Source organism: Streptomyces sp. NPDC004658 (assembly GCF_040609555.1).
Lineage (GTDB): Bacteria > Actinomycetota > Actinomycetes > Streptomycetales > Streptomycetaceae > Streptomyces.
Genome location: NZ_JBEXKG010000147.1, coordinates 1 through 19,432, shown reverse-complemented (window position 1 = coordinate 19,432; position 19,432 = coordinate 1). Strand labels below are relative to the sequence as shown.

The window sequence follows — 19,432 nt, the reverse complement described above, 5'->3', positions numbered from 1 at the left end:
GCCCGGCGCCCGATCGCAGCGCGGCGCCGGCCAGCGCGGCCGGGTCCAGGTGGTCGAGCACCCCGAGGTGCGCGGCGAGCACCCGCCAGCCCTCGGTGCCCGCCTCGGCGGCGTGCCCGGCGAGATGGCGCACCAGGTAGGGGTGCGGTCGCGGAACGACCGTCGTGCCCTCGTCCTTCACCGCGGCCAGCCGGGTCAGGGCGGTGACGACGCGCAGCCGGTCCTGCCGCACCCGCCGGGTGTCCTGCGGATCGCCGCCGAGGAGGAAGTCGCGGAAGGTGCGATGCGCCAGCCGGTAAACGGCTTGTCCGTCCTCGGCGTCGAGCATGATGTACGGCGCCGACGCCTTGGCCACGGCATCCAGCAGCGCGGCGTCGACGGGGGTTTCGTTCAGCGCGGAGGCGACCGTGGCCCAGATCCGCTCGGCCCGGGGCAGACCGTGGCCCTGTGCGAAGGCCAGGGCGCGCAGGACGGCCGTACTGCCCGGCAGCGCGTCCCGCAGCCGCGCCACGACGGCGGCGAACAGCCGTCGGTGGTCTCTGCCGAGCAGGTCCGCGAGGTCGGCCCGTCTTCGGTCCAGGAGCAGGGTCGGATCGGCGATGATCTCGTGGACCGCGAGCGTCGCGTAGAGGAAGTCGCGTTCCGCCGCGGGCTGCGGTGCCGTGCAGACCAGGGCGACGACCCGCTGGACCGCCGCGTCGAGGTCGGTCTCCGGGTGCGTGAACGCGCCGCGTTCGGCGAGCAGGGCTTCGCGCACGTAGATGGCGAGGTCCTGGGGGTCCGGTCGCAGGCGCAGGGTGTCGGCCGCCGGGCACCCCAGCCCCTCCAGGAGGTCCTCCACGGCGGCCCGCGGCACGTCGAGGCTGTCGGTGGACGACGGCCTGGTGCCCACCACCACGCGCACGCCGGGCAGCGCGCCGAGCGCACGGAGCAGGTCGGCGAGCCGGTTCGGGTCGTCGGACGCGTCCAGGGCGTCGGCGAACAGGGTCCAGCGCCGTTCGCCGGGTCGTACGGCGTCCAGGAGGGCGCGGATGCGTTCGTCGTCGTTGGAGGCGTCCGGCAGAGCCGCCACGGAGAACACCTCGGCGAGCTGCCCCACGACCTGTCGGACCGATGCGCCGGTGAGGTTCAGGAAGGTGTCGGCACGGGGGCGCGGGACGTCCTCGGGCCACGGCTCGTGCCGCAACGCGGGGCCGGGTCCGGGCGCTTCGCCGTGCCCCGCGGCGCGCAACAGGATGTGACCGAGGAGCGCGGACTTGCCGCAGCCGGGCGGCCCGGTCACCGCCAGCACGCCGTGATCGGCGTCCGCCAGCCAGCCGGCGATCCGGTCGCGCTCAGCGGACCGCCCGACGAACAGCCACGACAGCTCGCCGGAGGGGGACCGGACCGGGACCGGGGTGGATGCGACGGCCGAGACGGGGGTGCGCTCCGCGGCCGGCACCTCGGACGCCGCCTCCGCGCGCGGCCGCGCGTAGTCCTCCAGCGTCATGATCACCGGTGCGGCCGCCCCGTCCCGGCGGGCCAGGATCTCGTCCCCGGCCAGCTGGTACCAGACCCGGCCGGGCTCCAGCAGGTCCTGGATGCGCTGCGCCAGGTCCCTGAGGCGTATGTGGCTGTAGTTGCCGGAGAACTCGCCCAGCACCGTGGTGAGCACCTCGCGGAAGGAGGCCAGGTACCCCCTGCCCTGGTCGGCCCCCGAACCGATGATCACCAGGCGCTCGACGGCGCGCCGGTTCACGACGTACATCAGCAGCTGGTCGACGAAGCGAGCTGCTCCGCACGCCTCGACGACCACGACCGCCCAGCAGTCCTCGCGGGCCCGCCCGCGGAACTGGCGGACGATGTGATCGCCCAGCTGGTCGGGCTTGATGCTGTCGTCCTCGCCGTCGGCGCCGGTGCCGCGCACGGCGAGCAGGGCGTCGTCCTCGTTCGACTCGCCGTGGCCGAACCAGAGCAGCATGGAGTTGCGGGGCGGGCGCGCCCGGGACCACTCACGCAGCCGGGCCTCGGTGGCCCCGCCGGTGCGGTCCTCGCCCTGCCACGGCCGGTGTTCGCCGCCCCAGCCGCTCAGCAGCTCGGCGACGCCGTCCGCCTCCGCCACGACCTCGTGCAGCTCGGCGAAGCGGCTCGTGTCGACGTACGTGTCCATCGGCAGCGTGACGATGGTGAAGCCGTCGTCCTGGCCGAGGTGGCCGGGCAGGCCCCCGTCCAGCCCGTCACCGTCCATGAGGTCCTACTCCCCCGTGTCGTCTTCCTCTGCGCGTCCGAACCCCGCTCAGCCGACCATGACCAGCCGGGTGACCGGATCGCCGCCCGCGCCCACCTTCACCCGGTACAGGCCCGGGTCGTCGAGCAGCACACGGGCGCTGAGCAGCGCGTCCTCCCCCGGTACGGGCGTCAGCAACGGCTTGCGGACCGGGTTCTGGAGCGCCTCCGCACCGGCGTCCTCCACCAGGCAGCTGACCCGGTCCGGGTCCTGTTCGGTGCGCGCCCTGACCTCGAAGGGTGTGCCCACCGGGACCCGGTCGGGAGTGTCGAGCCCGACGTCCGTGCCGCCGAGGCGGGCGCCGCGCCGGTTTCCGGTGAGCAGGCCGCGGGCGAAGTCGAGGACCGAGCCGGTGACGGCGAGGGCGGCATGCTGCTGGGCGACGGGGTAGGTCTCCACGTCGCGATGGGTGGTGGAGTAGCGGTAGACGGTGCCGTCGCCGCCGTGGTCGTACTCGACGAGCCGGCCGATCTCGTCGCGCAGGAGTTCACCGTCGTCGTGCCGGTCGTAGCCGACGTGCCGGGCCTCGACCACGCCGTCCCGGATGCGCAGCGACTGAGTGGTGTGCTGGGCGGTGCCTTCCACGATGCGATGGCCGGGGAGCTCGACCTCATCGAGCCGGGCGTGCAATCGGAAGGCCCGCTCGCCCAGTTCCCGGTCACCGCCGATGGCCTCCACGTCACCGGGGGTCAGTGCCACCACATCGTCCCCGGTGTCCAGGCAGCGGTAGCTGGGCAGCAGGTCGTGCACGCCGGGCAGGGTGCGGGCCAGCCGGCTCAGGTTCTTCGCGGGAAGCCCCAGCATGCCGCGGCCGCTGTTGAGGATCTCCATGGCCTTGACGGCGCCGTGGAAGGGCGTTCCCACGGTCAGCACGGCACGGACGTCATCGAGAGCGCCCGGGATCAGCCCCAGAGCCGCGGTCACCAGGCCGCCCATGGAGTGCGCGACCAGGACGATCCGGGCGGGCCGCTGGTCAGGGGCAGCGGCCGTGGCCGCGCGGCAGTCGGGGTGGGCGCGCCAGGCGGTGAGGTGCTGGTCGATCTTGTCGGCCAGCAAGCCGGCGTTGTGCTCGACGGGCAGCCGCCAGTCGTAGCCGAACTCGTCGACGGCGGCCGGATGGACGACGGCCTTGCGCAGGCCCTTGACCAGCGGGGTGTAGGGCTCGAAGCCGTCGGTCAGCGGCATCCAGGCAGGTGTCCGCAGCAGCCGGCCGGGCACCACCCGGCCGAGTCGGCCCGCCCGCTCGTCGTCGGTCAGCGCGAGCGCGTCCATGCCGTTCTCGAGGTCCCAACGGGCGGCGTACTCCGCCACCTTGCGCATGCCCCACAGCATGCGGCCCGTGGCGGCCTCGTATAACTCCGTGCCCATGATGCCGGGCACGACCAGGACGGCGTCATGCGTGGCCCCCGGCCGGACAGGAGGCCTGTCCCGGACAATCGTCGAATCCATGGAGCAAAGTTACTGGAGCAGCGCGGGAGGCGATACGGGCTTGCCTCCGGACAAGGCGCTCCACGCCGACGGAACACGCGAAGGCGGACGGGCGCGCAAGTCGGGCCCGCCGACGGCCTGGTGGCGTCGGCGGCGGCCGGGTCGGTCAGCGGGTGTGGAGACTGGTGGTGTACACGTCCGTGCGGTTCCGTGGTGCGTCGGAGTGGGTCTCCGTGAGCACCGCCCGTACTTCCTTGCCGTCTGCCACCAGGCCTTGGTAGTCGCCGAGGAAGTAGCCCCCGGCGAACGGCGCCTGGAGCCAGTCGAAGATCCGCGAGATGCGTCGTTCGGTGCGGAGCTTCGGGTTTCCGTGCCGCAGCGTGGCCAGTTGACAGGCGGTGGGCAGGGTGGTGGTGTCGCCGGGCCTGAGGTGGCGCAGGTCGTAGTAGGTGAGCGCGACCGTGCCCCGCTCGGTGACCGCGATCGACGGTGAGAAGGCCGGGACGCCCTTGGGGCTGATCAGCTCCGGCCTCCCCCAGGTGCGTCCGCCGTCGGTGGACCGTACGAGCTGGATGGAGTCGAACTTCCCACCGGAGAAGTCCGCGCCCTCGTAGGCCATGTACAGCGCGCCTGTCCTCGGGTCGACGGCCGGGCTCGGCAGGGTGGACGCGGCGCGCAGCAGTGTGTCGGGGTCGTTCGGGTCGACCTCCGGTACGGCGGTGTCCCGGGCCACGACGACCGGGCGGCTCCATGTCTTCGCTGCGTCGGTGGAGGTGACCATCTCGTAGCGGGCTTCGAGGACGGTGCTCAGGTCGGCGGAGTGGGTGATCCGGTCGTAGAAGTCGTACAGGGTGCCGGTGCGCCGGTCGGCGACGATCAGATGGCCGATGGTCTGGGTGTTGGGCACGGCGCTGGTGTCGACGAACCTCCGGGCCCTGCTCCAGGTGCGGCCGCCGTCGCGGGTGACGGAGATGTAGCCGGGACCGTCGAGGGAGCTGCGGCCGGGTGGGTCGTTGTCGAGGCGGTTCCAGACCTGGTAGGCGGTGCCCTTGCGGATCGGGTCGGCGGTGAGGGACGGCTTGTCGTTGAAGAACGGCTGCTCGTCGACGTGCGTGGTGGTGAGGTGGTGCCAAGTGCGGCCGCCGTCGCGGGAGGTGGCGGCCAGGAGGGCGCTGCGCGTGCTCTTGACGAAGTCGACGCCCTCCCCGCCGGCGTACACCGTGCCGTCCGGTCCGGTGCTCACCCAGGGGTCGGTGGCCCGTTCGTAGTCCGCGCCGCCGGGGGCGCACAGGCTGAACGGCAGCGTGCTCACGTGGAAGGTGTGGCCGTCCGTGGTCCAGCCGGCCGCCAGGCCGCGGGCGCCGCCGTCGTTCCAGCGGTCCTGCTGGAACACGGTGACCACGCGTTTGGGGTCGCGCGGATCGACGGACAGGTACGGCTCGACCTCGGTGGCCGGGTAGACGACGCTGTCGGGGGACCTCGCTCCGATGGCGCACTTCGCGTACGGGTCGCCGTGGGACACCTTGACCAGTGCCGTGCCGTCGGTGTTCCGGTCCGCCGCGGCGGGAGTCGCGCCGGTGGCCGTGACGAGCAGGAGCGCGGCGGTGGTGACGGCGGTCAGGGGCACGAAGACGCGCATGCGGGATCTCCTCCGGGCCTATCGGCCGGGACACGGGGCCGCCGTCGTCTCAGCGGCCTGGGGCGCGGAGGTGTACCGGAACGCGAGCGCGGGGACTCCGCTCGGTCCTTTTCGGCGTTGCAGCCGGTGCCCTTGATGGGCCGAACGACGGAGTCGTCTTCGGGGTCGTCCAGGAGCACGGCGGAGCCGACCGGCGGCTGCACCGTGCCGGTCGGCTCCTTGCACGTGCTGTCACGGCGTCGTCCCGCACGTCCCCGGAGCGGGCGGTGGACCGCGTGCCGGCGGGCGATGCCGGCGGGGTCGGCCCTGGCTCAGACGGGTGGGTGCGGCGGGACGGCCTGCTGGACCTCTTCGACGGTGGGGGTGAGCCGGCGCATCGGCGAGGGGCCACCTCGGTGCGGGCGGCGGCGCGATCAACGGCCGCGCCGGAAGGAAGACTCCGGCACCTTCGGAATCACCGGCGGAATCACCGGCGGAACGACCTCGTCGGTCACCGCATGACGACAGGGGCGAGGCCGTTCAGGGGGCACACCGGCCGGACTGGTTGCCCGGCCGTGCGCCGACCGCTCAGGTGATCGGTTGCGCGGTCCCGTCCGGGAGCACGCAGGCCTCGCCGGCGTAGGGACGGGAGACGATCTGTCCGCCGGCGGCCGTGCAGTCGTCCCTGGAGATGTTCGCAGACGAGGCGGCCCCGGCGCTGACGGCGCCGACGGCGCTCACACCGGCAAGGGCTGGAGCGCCGACGGCGCTCACGCCGGCGAGGGTGGCCGCGGCCAGGGCGAGCCCAAGGATTCTGCGCATGCGCATGTCGTCCTCCTCCTCTCAGGCGCCCCCGTTCGGCCTTCGGGAAGGACACGTCTGGAGACGACGGCGCCCTCTTACTCAGCATGGGCACTCCGCAAGAGGCCCGCGAGGCGAGGCCCGGGGGTGGGGAGGAGGCGGGCCTGCCTGGGGTTGGGGAGGAGACGGGCCTGCCTGGGGTTGAGGAGGAGACCGGCCGTCCCCGCCTCCGGCCCGTGCCGCAGGGCGGCTGTCGCGCGGCCTCTAGCGGGGTTCGTGGGCCGCCGCCCGGCAGGCACCCGTCGCGGCGCCACCCGGCACCCCGGCCTCGGTCAGGCCGGTCACGCACCCCTGGAGGTCTCCGACCACGCCCCGGCCGCAGGCCGCCGTGACGGAGTCGGAGGCGGTGGCACCGGCCAGTTCGGCCATCCGCGTGCAGGCGGGGATGTCCGCCCGGGCCGCGGGAGCGGCGAGGACCGCGCCGCCCAGGGTGAGGGTCAGGCCGGTGACGGCACCGGCGATACGGGTCGACGTGCGCATGGCACGCACCTGCCTTCCGGGTCGGTCGCGCTGTCCCGCTCACGGCGGGCCGGATCCGCGCGTCAGGGCCGCCGGGCGACGCTCGGTGAGCGGTTCCCCGGCCGGCGGGCTCACCGGCCGACCGTGCCGCCCCGATGCGCGTACCGGTGGATCAAGCGGTGCGGTGCGCCGTGCCGTGCCCCGCTGAGGTGTCCGTCTCGTCGTGATGTGCCGAGGCCTCCGCGACCTGCTTGAGCGCCGATGCCGTGGCCGGGTCGCCGACCTTGGCGGGTTGCTCGTGGGTGTGGGTTCCGGCGTGCTCGTGGCGGAAGTGGGAGGGTGCCAGCCTGTCGCCGGGGCCGTAGGCCTCGGACAGGGGGGTCTCGGCTTCCGTGGCGGGAGGGAAGCCCTCGGCGGCGGGCCGGGCCGTCTCGTCGGGGGCGGCCTGCCGGGGGCCGCGCGGCTGGGTGAGCCAGGCGACGGCCGCGCCGGTGAGGGCGACGGGCCATTCCACCACCCCGGTGATGCCGAGCAGCCCGGCACCGGCGTACACCGCCATCCGGCGACCGCGTGGTGAGACCGCTCCGATCCGGTCCAGCGCGCTGTCGGCAGCCCTGGTCACCTGCCCGGCCCCGGGCAGGCGGCGCAGCCCCGCGCCCACGGCCCGCAACGGCTGAGGAAGATCCGGTGACCTCGTCCCGTTCTGGCTCATGTCGAACTCCTCCCGCGCGAACTTCAAGGGAGTGCGGGATCCGAGTTTCCCCACGGGCGGGACATATGCCGCGAAACGGCATTCGGGGGACGTCCAGGTGATCCGGCCCCTGGTCCCCCGCGGTCCACCGTGCCGACGGGGCGGCGCGGCCCGTGCCGACGGGGCCGGTACCAGCGCTGCGAGCGCGGAACGCGGTCGTACACACTGCCCGGCACCGTGCTCCGCTCCGCCTCCCGGCCCCCGTCCCCCGGCGCCTGGCCCACCGCGGGAGGGCGGGGAGGCCGGGTGCCGGATGGCCGCGCCGGCCGCGAGCCGAGACCGGCCTGCCGTTCGGCGGCGTGCCGTTCGGCGCTCCCGTCCCGGTGGCCCGGACGGACGGCCTCAGGCCTCCGGGGAGTCCTCGGGGCTGTCCTTGCTCTCGGCCATCACCTTGCCGCCGACGAACGCCACGCTGAGGGCGAGGGCGGCGGCGCCGACACCCGCGAGCGTCTTGAGCCCGACATGCAGGAACTTCTTGTTCTCGCTGTCCTTCAGGGCGTCCAGTCGTCCGGTTTCCATCAGCAGATCGAGGATGTACTTCCGCTCCTCCCCACTCAGGTCGTCCTTGTCGAGTTGACGCTCGAGGATCTCCCTGATGTGCCGCAAAGCCTGATGGACATGTTCCTGGCTCTGCTTGTTGGCGGAGAGCGCGGAGTCGAACGACTTCTCCATCGCGTTGACCACGTCCGTGGCGAATTCCTTGAACGAGGGGAACTGCTCAATGATCTTCAGGGCCACCTCGGTGCCCATGTCGGGCATCATGGCCGCGAACCTGATCATCTTGTCCTTGGAGAGGTTCCTCCAGGATTCGATCCCCAGCGCCCGCTTGATCTCGTCCTCGTTCTTGTAGCCCATGCCGTGACTCCGTCCGCCGCCCCGCCTCATTCCCCAAACCCTATTACTCCGCCAGGACTTACGAGGGCCGGCGAGGAATGCGCCCGGTGCGCCGACGCAGCTGTCCGACGGCCACCGGCACTGCTCGGCCGACGCGGACCGGCCCTCGTACCGCCGGGCCGGCGAAGGCCTCGTCGTCGAGGGTGTCCCGGACCTCACCGGCGCCACCGGCGCCACCCTGGTCGGCGTCCCCGGCCGTCCAGGAACCCGGGTTCGGTGAGCCGCCCGCTCGCCCCGGACGTGCCGGCCCCTGGTTGACGCACACGCAGGAACGCCGGCACCGCTCAGCCGGTGAAGAAGCGCTTGTCGAGGGCGATCGCCAGCAGCTCGTCCATGCCCAGTTCCGGCCGCGGGCGCGTCACCGGGGCGCTCTCGGCGTACGAGTTGACCTCCCGCACCGCGACCCGGCGGCCGTCCGGACGCAGGGTGTCGACCAGCCACACCACGGCCGAACCGCCCTTCTCCGAAGTGCCCTTGACCTTTTTGACCTTGGTGCCGTCGGCCAGGGTCGTGGCCTCGCACTGACCGGAGACACCGGCGCAGCCCATGTGCCCGGCCAGGGCAACCGTCATGTCGTACTGCGCGTCGACCTCCACCATGTTCTTCCCGCGGCCGTCGTCGTGGACGAGCTGGACCAGACCGTCGCCCGCGTTCAGGTCGGAAGTGGTTCCGCCCCGGGGCAGGTGCGACGTCAGCACCCGGGTCATGCGGGCGCCGGGGACCCGCTCCACCGCCGCGGACGCGCCGGCGGAGGAGGCTCCCTGCGGGGACGGCAGTGCGGCGATCGCCTTGCTCCAGGCCGGGCTGCGCACGATGGAGGTCAGCTGGGCGATCGACAGCAGCGGGTCGGCCCCGTCGGCCGAGCCCTTCTCCCCGCCGCCGCCGAACTCCTGCACCGTCAGCTGCGCCCCGCCGGGGGTCGTGAACACCACGTACCAGCGCTTCTGGCCGGTGTCGCCGCTCGGGTAGGTGAACGACTTGGTGGTGGTGAGCACCGCGCCGCCCGGGAGCTTCCGGGTGGTGCACCTGTCGTACGGGCGGACCTCCACCGGAAGGCAGCCGCCCTGGTCCGCCTGGTCGGCGGAGGCACCGGGGTCCAGCCGCGCGACGGTGATGTCGATGCCGGAGGTGCCGGCGGCGGTGGAGTAGGTGAGCTTGGCGGCCGGCCAGACGGCGGCGCCGCCCGCCTCGGAGCCCCGGCCCGAGGCCGCGGAGACGGTTCCGCCGGGTGGCAGCAGGCTCTTCAGCGTACGGATCATCTCCTCCGCGCTGACGGACGCCGGCGCACGCGAGGGCGACCGCACGGTGGAGTGTGCGGGCCCGCCGGCCGTCGACCGCCCGGGTGTGCCGCTCCCGCCGCCGAAGGCGTCCGTGCCCACCAGGACGCCGCCCGCGGCGACCACGGTGAAGGCGGCCGTGGCGGCGGCCACCTGCACGGCGCGGACCAGCCGCATCCGCCGGCCCCGGGTGATGGAACGCCGTACCAGGTCGGCGGAGTGGGGCGGGAACTGTTCGGCGGTCCCGGTCATGGCGCGGGCCAGCCGGCGCTCAAGGTCCTCGTCTCGTGACATGGTGGATCTCCGTTCGTCTGGGGCGTCGGCCGGCCCGGGCGGGGAGCGCCGCCGGGCCGTGCGCGTCATGCGGTCAGGTCGGCCAGCTGGTCGCCGAGCAGGGCGCGCAGCCGCTCCAGGGCGCGCATGCTCCGGGTCCGCACGGCTCCCGGCGAGAGCTGCAGGGCCTGGGCGGTCTCCTCCACCGAGCGGTCCTCCCAGTAGCGCAGCACCAGCACGGCACGGTCCTTGGCCGTCATCCGGGCCAGGCCGTCCAGCAGGGCCATCCGCAGCTCGGCGTCCCGCGCCGGGGCGGCCGCGTCGGGCAGCCGGTCGCTGGGGCGCTCCGTGGAGCTGCGGCGACGGCGCTGGGAGAGGAAGCTGCGGACGAGCACGGTGTCGGCATAGGCCACCGGGGACTGCGCCCGGCTGATCCGCCGCCATGAGCGGTACATCTTGGCGAGGGTCTCCTGCACCAGGTCCTCGGCGAGGTGCCAGTCGCCTGTGAGCAGGCAGGCGGTCCGGAACAGCGGGCCGCTGCGGGCGGCTGCGAACTCCAGGTAGTCCGCGGGTGCTTCCCCCACCGTGTGTCCTTTCGTGGTCGGACGTCATCTCTTACACGCGGTGGGGGTGCTCCCGCGTCACACCCCGGCGGCGTCCGGTGCCGACCGGCCGCTGAACGGGGAGTGGTGCGCCGGGTTCCCGAATACCTGGCGAAAAGCGCGCCCGCGCCTCCGCAAAGGCCGTTTCGCCTGCCCGTCCCGGGTTAATCGAGATGTCCCGGACAATACGACCTTTCAGGAGGGCCAGTGGCCACCACGGCACGGGACATCATGACCAAGGGCGCGGAATGCGTGGCCGCCGAGGAGACCGTTCTCGACGCCGCCCGCAAGATGACCGAACTCGGCGTCGGAGCGCTTCCCATCTGCGGCACCGACGACCGTCTCAAGGGAGTTCTCACCGACCGGGACATCGTCGTCAAGGTCCTCGGCGCCGGGAAGGACCCGGCCGCGGTCAAGGCCGGTGACCTGGCGCAGGAAGAGGCCGTCACGATCGGCGCGGACGACGACGCCGAGGAGCTTCTGCGCACCATGGCGTCCCACCGGGTGCGCCGTCTGCCCGTCGTCGACGGCCACCGCCTGGTCGGCATCGTCGCCCTGGCGGACGTCGCCCGGGCCCTGCCCGACCGGGCCGTCGGCGATCTTCTGGAGGTCCTCTCCAGCGACTGACATTCCGAGCGCGGGACGGATATCGCGAGCGCGTGAATGACCCGCCCCTGATTCCCCCGCTTTCCCTTCACAAACAAGGTGTTTTCGAGGAATGCGGGAACCGACCGAGGGCAATCGGTGGTGCAGGAGGTAGATGACTATGGTTCCCTTGCTGCTCGTTCTGCTCCTCGCGCTGATTCTGTTCGGCGCCGGATTCGCCATCAAGGTGCTCTGGTGGGTCGCCGTCGCCGTCCTGGTGCTCTGGCTGCTCGGCTTCGTCATGCGCTCCACCACCGCCGGTGGTGGCCGCGGACGCTGGTACCGATGGTGACCCTGACCCACCATCCCTTCCACACGCGGGGACCGGCTGCACCGCAGCCGGTCCCCGCGTGTGTGTGCAGGTTCCAAGCCCTGCCGTTCGGCTCGGGCCGGCTGCGAGGAACGGGGCGATCCGAACGGCACCCCTAGACGGCCGTCGAGGCCCTCGGCGGCTGGAAGCACGCGGTGACGTCCTTGCCGTAGGGGCAACGGTGGACCTCCACGGTGTCGGCCAGGGCATCGACCAGGAGCAGACCGCGTCCGCCCAGCGCGCCGGTCCCGGGGTCACGCTGCTCGGGCAGCCGGGGAGAGGCGTCGTGGACGGTGACGTGCAGGCACACCTGGTCCCAGGTGAGGATCAGCTGGGCCGTGCTGCGGGCGTGCACGTGGGCGTTGGTGACCAGCTCGGACACCGTCAGCAGCACCGAGTCCACCAGGTCCGGATCCCTCTCGGTCCAGCCGAGCGTCGCCAGGTGCGCGCGCGTCCAGTCCCGGGCCGCCTTCACCCCGCTGCTGACCGGCAGCGAGCGCGCCCATCCCACCGCCCTCACCGAGGAGTCCTCGGCCATGTTCTCCTCCTTCGTTCGTCCCGCTGTGTCCCCCACGTCTGCCCCGGATCCGCGGAGAGGAGCACGCGTACCGGTGCCCGTCACGGTCCGGATTTTCTCGAGCCCGTGTGTACGTGCAGGATGAGCGGGTAGCCGCGCCGATGACGCCGGCCGCCCCCGGTCGGCCGTGGGACAGTTCGATCGCGGGAGGGGAACAGCATGGTGCTCACGAGCACGACGGCAGCCGACACGCAGACCACCGAACTGCCCGAAGTCGCCGATCCTTCACAGGTGGCACCCAAGGACGCCCGGGAGCTTTCCCGGCTGTTCTTCGAGCAGCTGGCCGTCCTCGAAGAGGGCACCCAGGAGTACAGCTACGCGCGCAACACGCTCATCGAGATGAACATGTCCCTGGTCCGCTACGCGGCCGGCCGCTTCCGCAGCCGTGGGCCGGAGGAGATGGAGGACATCGTCCAGGTCGGCATGATCGGCCTGATCAAGGCGATCGACCGGTTCGAGCTGGCGCGCGAGGCGGAGTTCACCTCCTTCGCCATTCCCTACATCGTCGGCGAGATCAAGCGGTTCTTCCGCGACACCACGTGGGCCGTGCACGTGCCCCGTCGCCTTCAGGAGGCCCGCGTCCAGCTCGCCCGCGCCACCGAGGAGCTGCGCAGCCGGCTGGGCCGCACCCCGACCGACAAGGAACTGTCGGAGCTGATGAGCCTGTCCGAGGACGAGGTCCGCGAGGCACGCCTGGCCGCCAACGGCTACAACTCCGCCTCCCTCGACGCCACGATCAACGGCAGCGAGGAGGGCGAAGCGGCGCTGCAGGACTTCATCGGCACCGAGGACGCGGCCCTGGAACTCGTGGAGGACTTCCACGCCCTGGCTCCCCTGATCGCCGAACTCGACGAGAGGGACCGGCAGATCATCCACATGCGCTTCGTGGAGGAACTGACCCAGGCCCAGATCGGCGAGCACCTCGGTGTCTCGCAGATGCACGTCTCCCGCCTGCTCTCCCGCTGCCTGGGCCGCCTGCGCGAGGGGATGCTCAGCACCAACTGAGCACACCGGGGCCGCAGGGCCGGCCGGCCGGGTCACGGGTGGGTGGGCCGGAGGGGTTTGTAAGATCCCCTACGACCAACTCACGCTACACACGGGGGAATCACCACCCATGATCAAGCGCTTCTCCGCCCTGGCCGTCTCCGCGGCCGTCGTCGGCGGCTTCCTGCTCACCTCGGTGCCCGCACACGCGGCCACGCCGGCCGGCGGGGGCGCGGTCTCCAGCAAGGCCGCCATCACGTGCAACAAGAACCAGATGCGCCAGCAGATAGCCGCCCTCAAGGACAAGGCCGCGAAGCTGAAGCAGCTGGGGGAGACCGCGGCGGCCAGGAAGGCCCTCAACGAGGCGGCCGCCCTCCAGAAGAAGCTCGACGCGTGCATCAAGGCCGAGGAGGACGCCAGCAAGCCGTTCCCCGGCTAAGTCTCCGGTGCGACGCGTGGCGCCGTCCGACCCGTTCTCGGGCGGGCGGCGCCACGCTCTTGCCCGGCCTGGTGACTCTCTTCGCGGCGGCGGACGGCCGGCCGAGGGGCATGAACTCCCGCTGGCGGGCGTCTTCTCCGCCTGGCACCGCGCGCTGCGACTGACCACCCGGGGCCCGTACCGGCGGCCGGGGCCACGTACCGGGCCGCCACCGCGCGGCTGAAGCACGCCGGCACACCCAGCCGACGTCGTGCAAGGCCCGTCCCCCCGCGCGGCTGGGTCTACGCGTGGCCGGCGGCGGCACCCGCGCACGTCACGCGACCGAGCGCACCCGCCCCGACGCGGGCCGGGCCCGTACCGGCGGCCGGGGCCCCCCGTCCTGCCGCGTACCGGTCGACGGGCCGACCCACGGGACGTGCCGGACGCCGTGCCGGAGCCGCACGCCTGCTCGCCATGGTCGCGTCGGCGCAGCCGGACGCCCTCGACGGCCCGGCGTCCGGGATCACACCCGCTCGGTGACGCCGGACGGCTCCTCCTCGAAGGTCAGCTCCGGCGGGGGCGTGCGGAAGCCCCGGGTCAGGTAGGCCAGGTAGCAGACGCCGAGGGCGAGCCAGGTGACGCCGAGGACGAGGGCCTTGGTGTCCAGGTGGGTCAGCAGCCAGATGTCCACGGCGGCGCCGATCGCGGGGGCGACCACATGGCCCAGCGGCCCGGGGCTGCGGCCCGCGCGCCGTTCGCGCAGATACGTGGCGATGACCGCGAGGTTGACGAACGTGAAGGCGATGAAGGCGCCGAAGTTGATGAAGGAGGTGGAGGTCGCGACGCTCAGGCGCAGGGCGATCAGGCCGACCGCGCCGGTGAGGAGGATGTTGAGGACGGGGGTGCGGTAGCGCGGGTGGATCCGCCCGAAGATCCGGCGCGGGAGTACGGAGTCGCGGCCCATGGCGTACAGCAGCCGGGACGTGCTCGCCTGGGCGGCGATGCCGGACGCGAACTGGGCCACGACCAGGCCGGCCAGGAAGACGGAGGAGAACAGGTCGCCGCCGATGGTCCGGGCGATCTCGAAGGCGGCCGAGCTGGGGTCGTCGAAGGAGCTGCCGGGGTGGGCGAGCTGGGTGGCCCAGGCGACGGCCACGAAGATGCCGCCGCCGATCAGGGCGATCAGCAGGATGGCCCGGGGCATGGTGCGCTGCGGCTCGATGGTCTCCTCGGTGAGCGTGGTGACCGCGTCGAAGCCGAGGAAGGAGTAGGCCGCGATCGCCGCTCCGGCGGAGACGCCCGCCAGGGTGGTGGCGTGGTTGGCGAACGGTTCCGTCGCGGCCAGTGCCCCGGCGCCCCCGGCGTGGACCACGTGCCGCAGGGACAGCGCGACGAAGATGCCGATCACCAGCACCTGGAACGTCATGAGCAGGTCGTTGGCCCGCTCGGCGGTCTTGATGCCCCGCACGTTCAGGGCGGTGGTCAGCGCGATGAAGCCGGTGATCCACACCCAGAACGGCACGCCGGGGAACCGGGCCTGGAGGTAGGCGCCGCCGATCAGCCAGATGACCATGGGCAGGAAGAAGTAGTCGAGCAGGGTGGCCCAGCCGATCAGGAAGCCCACCCGGGAGTCGATGGCCCTGCGGACGTAGGTGTACGCCGACCCGGCCACGGGGTGCGCGGCGGCCATCTTTCCGTAGCTGTGGGCGGTGAACAGCATGGCGAGCAGGGCCAGCAGATAGGCGGTGGGGACGGTACCGCCGGTGCTCTCGGCCACGACGCCGAACGTGCCGAGCACGATCAGCGGGGTCATGTAGGCGAGGCCGAACAGGACGACGGATCTCAGCGTCAGCGCACGGGTGAGGCCCGGGGCCGGGGCGTTCTCCATAACGGGCTCCATGGCGGGCCCCCTGGCGAGCTCCGGTGCGAGCTCCGGGGGGCGGGCGAGCGGGTGGGCGGGGTCAGCCGGTGGCGGGGCGCCAGCGGCCGGGGTCGATACGGCCGCCGTACAGCGGCAGGTCGATCGGGGTGTCGGCGTCGGTGAACTGGTCCCACATGCGGTTGAGCCCCGCCGTGCCGAAGGTGCGGACGCGCGTGACGTCGTCCAGGTCGAGCACGTCGGTGAGCACGGTGGCGGCCGAGTCGGGGGCCTCGGCGCGTACCCGCCCCTCGGGGTCGACGACCAGGCTGCGGCCGGTGCCGGCGGGGCCGGCGGTGTTGACGCTGACCACGAAGACCTGGTTGACGATGGCGTTGGCCCGGGCCAGGACGAGTTCCTGGGCACGGTCGGCGGTGGTGGTCATGACCGGGTTGACGATCACCTCGGCGCCCAGCCAGGCCAGCTGGCGCGCCACCTCCGGGAACCAGGCGTCGTAGCAGATCGACAGGCCGATACGGCCGGTGCCGGGCAGGTCCGCCACGACGAAGCGGTCGCCGGGGTCGTACGGCTCGTGCGGCCGCCACGGAAAGATCTTGCGGTACGAGGCGACGAGGCGGCCGTCGGGCGAGTAGACCGGCGCCGTGTTGAACAGCTCGCCCCGCTCGCCGCGTTCGCACACGGTGCCCGGCACGAGCCAGATGCCGAGGTCGCCGGCCAGTTCGGCGAGCTGCCGGGAGCGGGGGCCGTCCAGCGGCTCGGCGGCCTCCTGGAGCTGTCCGGTCGCCGACGGCGGACCGTCGACGCCGCACAGGTGCAGTTCCGGGTAGACCGCGAGGCGGGTCTGCGGGAAGCGGGCCAGCAGCTGCTCGACGTCCTCGGCGAATCCGGCCAGGGGTGCCGTCGCCGGGCGGGGTGGCGCCTGGACGAGGGCGAGGGGGAGGGGGCGGGACATGCGAGGAAATTAGCTCAAGGTGAGCTGTTAATCAATAGGCTCATTTTGATTCGTTTTCTGGCCTCGCTACATTGACGACATGCCTCACCCCCAGGACAGCCCCGACCGGGACGGCCAGGGCGCGCAGCCGGCCGGCGCGGCGGCCCTGCCGTTCAACGCCCCCGCGCTCGACGGCATCCGCCGGCTCACGGCCCTGGACACCGTGCGCGCGCGCATCGCACTCGCCGTCGACCTGGGACTGCTCGCCCCGGGCGAGAAGCTTCCGCCGACCGACCGGATCGCCGCGGCGCTCGACGTCGGGGAGATCACCGTCCGCCGCGCCCTGTCCACGCTCTGCCAGGACGGCGTCCTGGAACGCCGCCGGGGCCGCAACGGGGGCACCCGGGTCGCCGAGCGGCCGGCCCGGGGAGTGGTGGGCGCGATGGAGTCCTACCGCGCGCAGAACAGCGAGGTCCACGCGCTCGTCGACCAGCGGCTCGTCCTGGAGTGCGGCCTCGCCCACCTGGCCGCCCGCAACGCCGACGAGGCCGCCGTGGCGCAGCTGGAGCGGCTGGCCGACGAGATGGACCAGGTTCCGACGTGGGCGGAGTTCCACGGCTGCGACGAGCGGTTCCACCTCGCCGTCGCCGCCGCCACCGGCGTGCCCGCGGCGGCCGAGGCCTACCGCGGGGTGCTCCAGCGGCTGTACCGCTACTACCTGCCCTACCCGATGGACGCCCTGCGCGAGTCCAACCGCGAACACCGCGCCCTGGTCGACGCCCTGCGCGCCGGTGACAGTGCGGCGGCGGCCGACATCGCGCGCCGGCACGTGGAAGTGCTCCACCGGACCATGTTCGTGGGGCTGCTGGAGACGGCCGAGGCCGGGCGGAGCGGGCCGCGCGCAACCGACTGACTCACCCTCGCCGGGCCGCCGTACGGTCCGGGTCCGGCTGGGTCGGTGTGCGCAGCGCGAGGAGGGCCACGTCGTCGAGGCCGGGCGGGTGTACCCGGCGCAGGAGCTGGTCGGTGAGGGACGGCAGGGGGCGGTGGGCGAGGGCGGCGGCGTGCTGCCGCAGCCGGTTCAGACCCTCGTCGAGGGTGTGGCCGGGTGCCTCGATGAGGCCGTCGGTGTACAGCAGGAGGGTGCAGCCCGGGGGCAGCAGCGCGGTGGCGTCGGGGCGGGTCGTGCGCACTCCCGTTCCCAGCAGCAGGCTGTGGCCGTCGGTGAGGTAGTCGGCCAGGCCGTCGCGGGTGACGAGCAGGGGCGGCGGATGGCCGGCGTTGGTCCAGGTCAGCTCCCAGTGGCCGGCGTCCGTCCGGGTGACCCGGGCGAGGACGAGGGTGGCCATGGAGACGTCGGTGATGGGCATGATCGCCTCATCGAGCCGTTGGACGATACGGCTGGGCGGTTCCTTCCCGGCCCAGGCGTAGGCGTAGGCGCGGAGCATGTTGCGCAGCTGGGCCATGCCGGCCGCGGCCTCCAGGTCGTGGCCCACGACGTCGCCGACGGCCAGGGCGGTGGCACCGTCGGACAGGGTGAAGGCGTCGTACCAGTCGCCGCCGACCTGGGAGGCGTCCGGGGCGGGCAGGTAGCGCACGGCCATCTGGAGCCCGGGGACCCTCGGCATCTGCGGCAGCAGGTGGTTCTGCATGGTCTCGGCGACCGCGCGCTGGCGCTGGTAGAGGCGGGCGTTGTCCAGTGCCACCCCGGCGCGGCGGGCGATGTCCTCCAGCAGGGGCAGGTCGGCGGTGGTGAAGTCCCCCGGCTTCTCGGCGCGGCCCAGGGTGAGGGCCCCCAGGACCTCCCGGGTGCCGCGGATCGGGGCGATGGCCGCGGAGTGGATGCCGGTGGCCTCGAACAGACGGCGCTGTTCGACGGCGATGCCGGAATCCGGGGCGCCCCGGTAGGTGGCGGGCCCGGCCAGGGCGGAGGCCACGCCGCGCAGGGCCCGGGACAGGGGCATCGGGGACTCCTCGGGCACCGGCGGCATCGGCCCTTCCAGGTCCTCCTGGTGCACCAGGCGGTCGTCCTCGGCGTGCACCACGGCGGTGCGCCACACCTCGTCGTGCTCGGTGATCAGGTCGATGACGGCCCAGTCCGCCAGCCGGGGCAGCACCAGGGACACCAGCCGGCGCAGGGCCTCCTCGACGTCGAGGGTGGAGGTCAGCCGGGTGGTGGTCTCGGCGAGCAGGGCCAGTCGCTCGAAGTCGGTCAGCGACTCGGTGGCCTGCTCGGGGCGTTGCTCGCCGGGGGCCACCTGCTCGGGGGTGTGGAAGACGACGAGCGTGCCGGTGCGCCGGTCGCCGGTGTCGCCGAGGTCGTACGGGGCGATCATCCAGGAGACGGGCAGCAGGGAACCGTCACCGCGCAGGAAGTACTCCTCGTGACCCTGCGCCGCGTTCCCGGCGTGGAACGCCTGGCGCATGGCGCACTGCGTCGTGGGCAGCGGCTGGCCCCGGGACCCGCGGTGCAGCAGGTCGTGGGCGTCCTGGCCGAGCAGGTCCGCGGCGGTCCGGCCCAGCAGCCGCTGGGCGCGGGTGTTCGCGGCGAGGATGTGGCCCTGCTCGTCGACGACGTACGTTCCGGCGCCGATGGCCTCCAGCGCCTCGGCGAGCCGGGCCCGGGCACGGGTCTGCGCCCCTGGTCGCGGCCGTTCGGTACCGGCTCTCTGCGCCCCTGCCATGTCGTGGCCTCCTGTGATCGCGGGTCGCCGCGCGTGTGTGCCGCCCGGTGTCGTCGGCGCCTGGTCTTCCGTATGCCCCGTCGCGGCCGGGAACCCTCCTGACCACGGGCGCACCGGCCCGGACAGCCGCACGCGCGGGCTTCCCGGGCACCCGTCGCGGCCCGCCCGGCCGAGGCGGACGGTCCCGCCTCCACGGCTGCCCGCGCCACTCGGCCGTACGCCGGCCGGGGCGAAGCGGCGGTGAGGGGGGCCGGTTCACCGTTGCGTCCGGGGCCCGGGTACCCCCCGCAGCGGGCGACGGTGCGCGCACGACGCCACCGAGCCCGCCGCGACGAGCGCCGCGAGCGCGCCGAAGCCGGAGGTGAGCGTGGCGAACGAGGCGACGGCGGCGACGAGGAGGGGACCGCCCGCGTCGCCGAGTTCGCGGCCGAGTTCGGCGGCGCCCATGGTCTGGCCGAGGCGCTCCGCCGGCGTGCTCGCGGCCAGCGCGGCGAAGGCGAGCGGCGTGACCAGGCCCGTGCCGACGCCGATCAGGGCGGCGCCGCCGAGGACGCCCGGCAGGCCCGGCAGCATCG

18 protein-coding genes and 1 pseudogene are annotated in these 19,432 nt (G+C 73.2%); 5 read left to right on the top strand and 14 right to left on the bottom strand.

The window, feature by feature from the left end; genetic code table 11:
- From ABZV94_RS33130 to ABZV94_RS33090, 9 genes are all read right to left on the bottom strand, one after another.
- The coding region (locus tag ABZV94_RS33130; protein ID WP_356347024.1) for an ATP-binding protein at positions 1-2,227 on the bottom strand (2,227 nt) is incomplete at its 3' end.
- A gap of 48 nt (positions 2,228-2,275) precedes the next feature.
- The gene (locus ABZV94_RS33125) at positions 2,276-3,715 is read right to left on the bottom strand and encodes a hypothetical protein (RefSeq protein WP_356347021.1); all 1,440 of its coding nucleotides are present in this window, start codon (positions 3,713-3,715) and stop codon (positions 2,276-2,278) included.
- A 145-nt stretch (positions 3,716-3,860) separates the two neighbouring features.
- Entirely contained in the window at positions 3,861-5,333 is a 1,473-nt protein-coding gene (locus tag ABZV94_RS33120; protein ID WP_356347019.1) for a sialidase family protein, read from the bottom strand.
- Between the two features lie 567 nt (positions 5,334-5,900).
- Complete coding sequence (locus ABZV94_RS33115; RefSeq protein ID WP_356347017.1) at positions 5,901-6,140, bottom strand: hypothetical protein; 240 nt, start codon at positions 6,138-6,140, stop codon at positions 5,901-5,903.
- A gap of 237 nt (positions 6,141-6,377) precedes the next feature.
- Positions 6,378-6,653 carry a hypothetical protein gene (locus ABZV94_RS33110; RefSeq protein ID WP_356347014.1) on the bottom strand — a complete coding sequence of 92 codons (276 nt, stop codon included), beginning with the start codon at positions 6,651-6,653 and terminating at the stop codon, positions 6,378-6,380.
- A 151-nt stretch (positions 6,654-6,804) separates the two neighbouring features.
- Positions 6,805-7,344: a hypothetical protein gene (locus tag ABZV94_RS33105; protein WP_356347013.1), complete on the bottom strand. Its 540-nt coding sequence runs from the start codon at positions 7,342-7,344 to the stop codon at positions 6,805-6,807.
- A gap of 381 nt (positions 7,345-7,725) precedes the next feature.
- Positions 7,726-8,238 carry a hypothetical protein gene (locus ABZV94_RS33100; protein WP_356347011.1) on the bottom strand — a complete coding sequence of 171 codons (513 nt, stop codon included), beginning with the start codon at positions 8,236-8,238 and terminating at the stop codon, positions 7,726-7,728.
- Between the two features lie 323 nt (positions 8,239-8,561).
- Complete coding sequence (locus tag ABZV94_RS33095) at positions 8,562-9,848, bottom strand: hypothetical protein (protein ID WP_356347009.1); 1,287 nt, start codon at positions 9,846-9,848, stop codon at positions 8,562-8,564.
- Positions 9,849-9,913: 65 nt separating this feature from the next.
- The gene (locus ABZV94_RS33090; RefSeq protein WP_356347007.1) at positions 9,914-10,411 is read right to left on the bottom strand and encodes a SigE family RNA polymerase sigma factor; all 498 of its coding nucleotides are present in this window, start codon (positions 10,409-10,411) and stop codon (positions 9,914-9,916) included.
- Positions 10,412-10,660: 249 nt separating this feature from the next.
- On the opposite strand from ABZV94_RS33090, the gene ABZV94_RS33085 reads away from it, so the two are divergent.
- Both ABZV94_RS33085 and ABZV94_RS33080 read left to right on the top strand, forming a co-directional pair.
- The gene (locus ABZV94_RS33085; protein ID WP_356347026.1) at positions 10,661-11,056 is read left to right on the top strand and encodes a CBS domain-containing protein; all 396 of its coding nucleotides are present in this window, start codon (positions 10,661-10,663) and stop codon (positions 11,054-11,056) included.
- A gap of 139 nt (positions 11,057-11,195) precedes the next feature.
- Positions 11,196-11,366, top strand: a complete 171-nt coding sequence (locus tag ABZV94_RS33080) for a hypothetical protein (protein WP_014673915.1) — start codon at positions 11,196-11,198, stop codon at positions 11,364-11,366.
- Positions 11,367-11,499: 133 nt separating this feature from the next.
- Here the strand turns inward: ABZV94_RS33080 and ABZV94_RS33075 are convergent, their stop codons facing one another.
- A complete protein-coding gene (locus tag ABZV94_RS33075) occupies positions 11,500-11,922 on the bottom strand; it encodes an ATP-binding protein (RefSeq protein WP_356347005.1) in 423 nt (140 codons plus the stop codon).
- A 198-nt stretch (positions 11,923-12,120) separates the two neighbouring features.
- Between ABZV94_RS33075 and ABZV94_RS33070 the strand changes: the two genes are divergently transcribed.
- On the top strand, positions 12,121-12,966 hold the full coding sequence (locus tag ABZV94_RS33070; RefSeq protein ID WP_356347003.1) for an RNA polymerase sigma factor SigF: 846 nt from the start codon (positions 12,121-12,123) through the stop codon (positions 12,964-12,966).
- Between the two features lie 109 nt (positions 12,967-13,075).
- A complete protein-coding gene (locus tag ABZV94_RS33065; protein ID WP_356347001.1) occupies positions 13,076-13,384 on the top strand; it encodes a hypothetical protein in 309 nt (102 codons plus the stop codon).
- A 502-nt stretch (positions 13,385-13,886) separates the two neighbouring features.
- Here the strand turns inward: ABZV94_RS33065 and ABZV94_RS33060 are convergent.
- Complete coding sequence (locus ABZV94_RS33060) at positions 13,887-15,251, bottom strand: APC family permease (RefSeq protein WP_356347000.1); 1,365 nt, start codon at positions 15,249-15,251, stop codon at positions 13,887-13,889.
- A 73-nt stretch (positions 15,252-15,324) separates the two neighbouring features.
- Positions 15,325-16,194 (bottom strand): carbon-nitrogen hydrolase family protein, encoded by an 870-nt coding sequence (locus ABZV94_RS33055; RefSeq protein WP_356346997.1) that lies wholly within the window; start codon positions 16,192-16,194, stop codon positions 15,325-15,327.
- Between the two features lie 79 nt (positions 16,195-16,273).
- Here ABZV94_RS33055 and ABZV94_RS33050 point away from each other — a divergent pair, with 79 nt between their 5' ends.
- A complete protein-coding gene (locus ABZV94_RS33050; RefSeq protein WP_356346995.1) occupies positions 16,274-17,086 on the top strand; it encodes a GntR family transcriptional regulator in 813 nt (270 codons plus the stop codon).
- 1 nt (position 17,087) lies between these two features.
- On the opposite strand, the gene ABZV94_RS33045 is transcribed toward ABZV94_RS33050, so the two are convergent.
- Both ABZV94_RS33045 and ABZV94_RS33040 read right to left on the bottom strand, forming a co-directional pair.
- Positions 17,088-18,857, bottom strand: a complete 1,770-nt coding sequence (locus ABZV94_RS33045; protein WP_356346993.1) for a SpoIIE family protein phosphatase — start codon at positions 18,855-18,857, stop codon at positions 17,088-17,090.
- A gap of 255 nt (positions 18,858-19,112) precedes the next feature.
- Positions 19,113-19,432 (bottom strand): annotated as a pseudogene (locus tag ABZV94_RS33040) (MFS transporter); the annotation flags it as partial.

Coding starts and splice junctions, on each gene's coding strand:
- ABZV94_RS33120 (WP_356347019.1), bottom strand. CDS start 5,333: ATGCGCGTCTTCGTGCCCCTGACCGCCGTCACCACCGCCGCGCTCCTG.
- ABZV94_RS33115 (WP_356347017.1), bottom strand. CDS start 6,140: ATGCGCATGCGCAGAATCCTTGGGCTCGCCCTGGCCGCGGCCACCCTC.
- ABZV94_RS33050 (WP_356346995.1), top strand. CDS start 16,274: ATGCCTCACCCCCAGGACAGCCCCGACCGGGACGGCCAGGGCGCGCAG.
- ABZV94_RS33045 (WP_356346993.1), bottom strand. CDS start 18,857: ATGGCAGGGGCGCAGAGAGCCGGTACCGAACGGCCGCGACCAGGGGCG.
- ABZV94_RS33100 (WP_356347011.1), bottom strand. CDS start 8,238: ATGGGCTACAAGAACGAGGACGAGATCAAGCGGGCGCTGGGGATCGAA.
- ABZV94_RS33070 (WP_356347003.1), top strand. CDS start 12,121: ATGGTGCTCACGAGCACGACGGCAGCCGACACGCAGACCACCGAACTG.
- ABZV94_RS33095 (WP_356347009.1), bottom strand. CDS start 9,848: ATGTCACGAGACGAGGACCTTGAGCGCCGGCTGGCCCGCGCCATGACC.
- ABZV94_RS33085 (WP_356347026.1), top strand. CDS start 10,661: ATGACCAAGGGCGCGGAATGCGTGGCCGCCGAGGAGACCGTTCTCGAC.
- ABZV94_RS33105 (WP_356347013.1), bottom strand. CDS start 7,344: ATGAGCCAGAACGGGACGAGGTCACCGGATCTTCCTCAGCCGTTGCGG.
- ABZV94_RS33110 (WP_356347014.1), bottom strand. CDS start 6,653: ATGCGCACGTCGACCCGTATCGCCGGTGCCGTCACCGGCCTGACCCTC.
- ABZV94_RS33080 (WP_014673915.1), top strand. CDS start 11,196: ATGGTTCCCTTGCTGCTCGTTCTGCTCCTCGCGCTGATTCTGTTCGGC.
- ABZV94_RS33125 (WP_356347021.1), bottom strand. CDS start 3,715: ATGGATTCGACGATTGTCCGGGACAGGCCTCCTGTCCGGCCGGGGGCC.
- ABZV94_RS33055 (WP_356346997.1), bottom strand. CDS start 16,194: ATGTCCCGCCCCCTCCCCCTCGCCCTCGTCCAGGCGCCACCCCGCCCG.
- ABZV94_RS33060 (WP_356347000.1), bottom strand. CDS start 15,251: ATGGAGAACGCCCCGGCCCCGGGCCTCACCCGTGCGCTGACGCTGAGA.
- ABZV94_RS33075 (WP_356347005.1), bottom strand. CDS start 11,922: ATGGCCGAGGACTCCTCGGTGAGGGCGGTGGGATGGGCGCGCTCGCTG.
- ABZV94_RS33065 (WP_356347001.1), top strand. CDS start 13,076: ATGATCAAGCGCTTCTCCGCCCTGGCCGTCTCCGCGGCCGTCGTCGGC.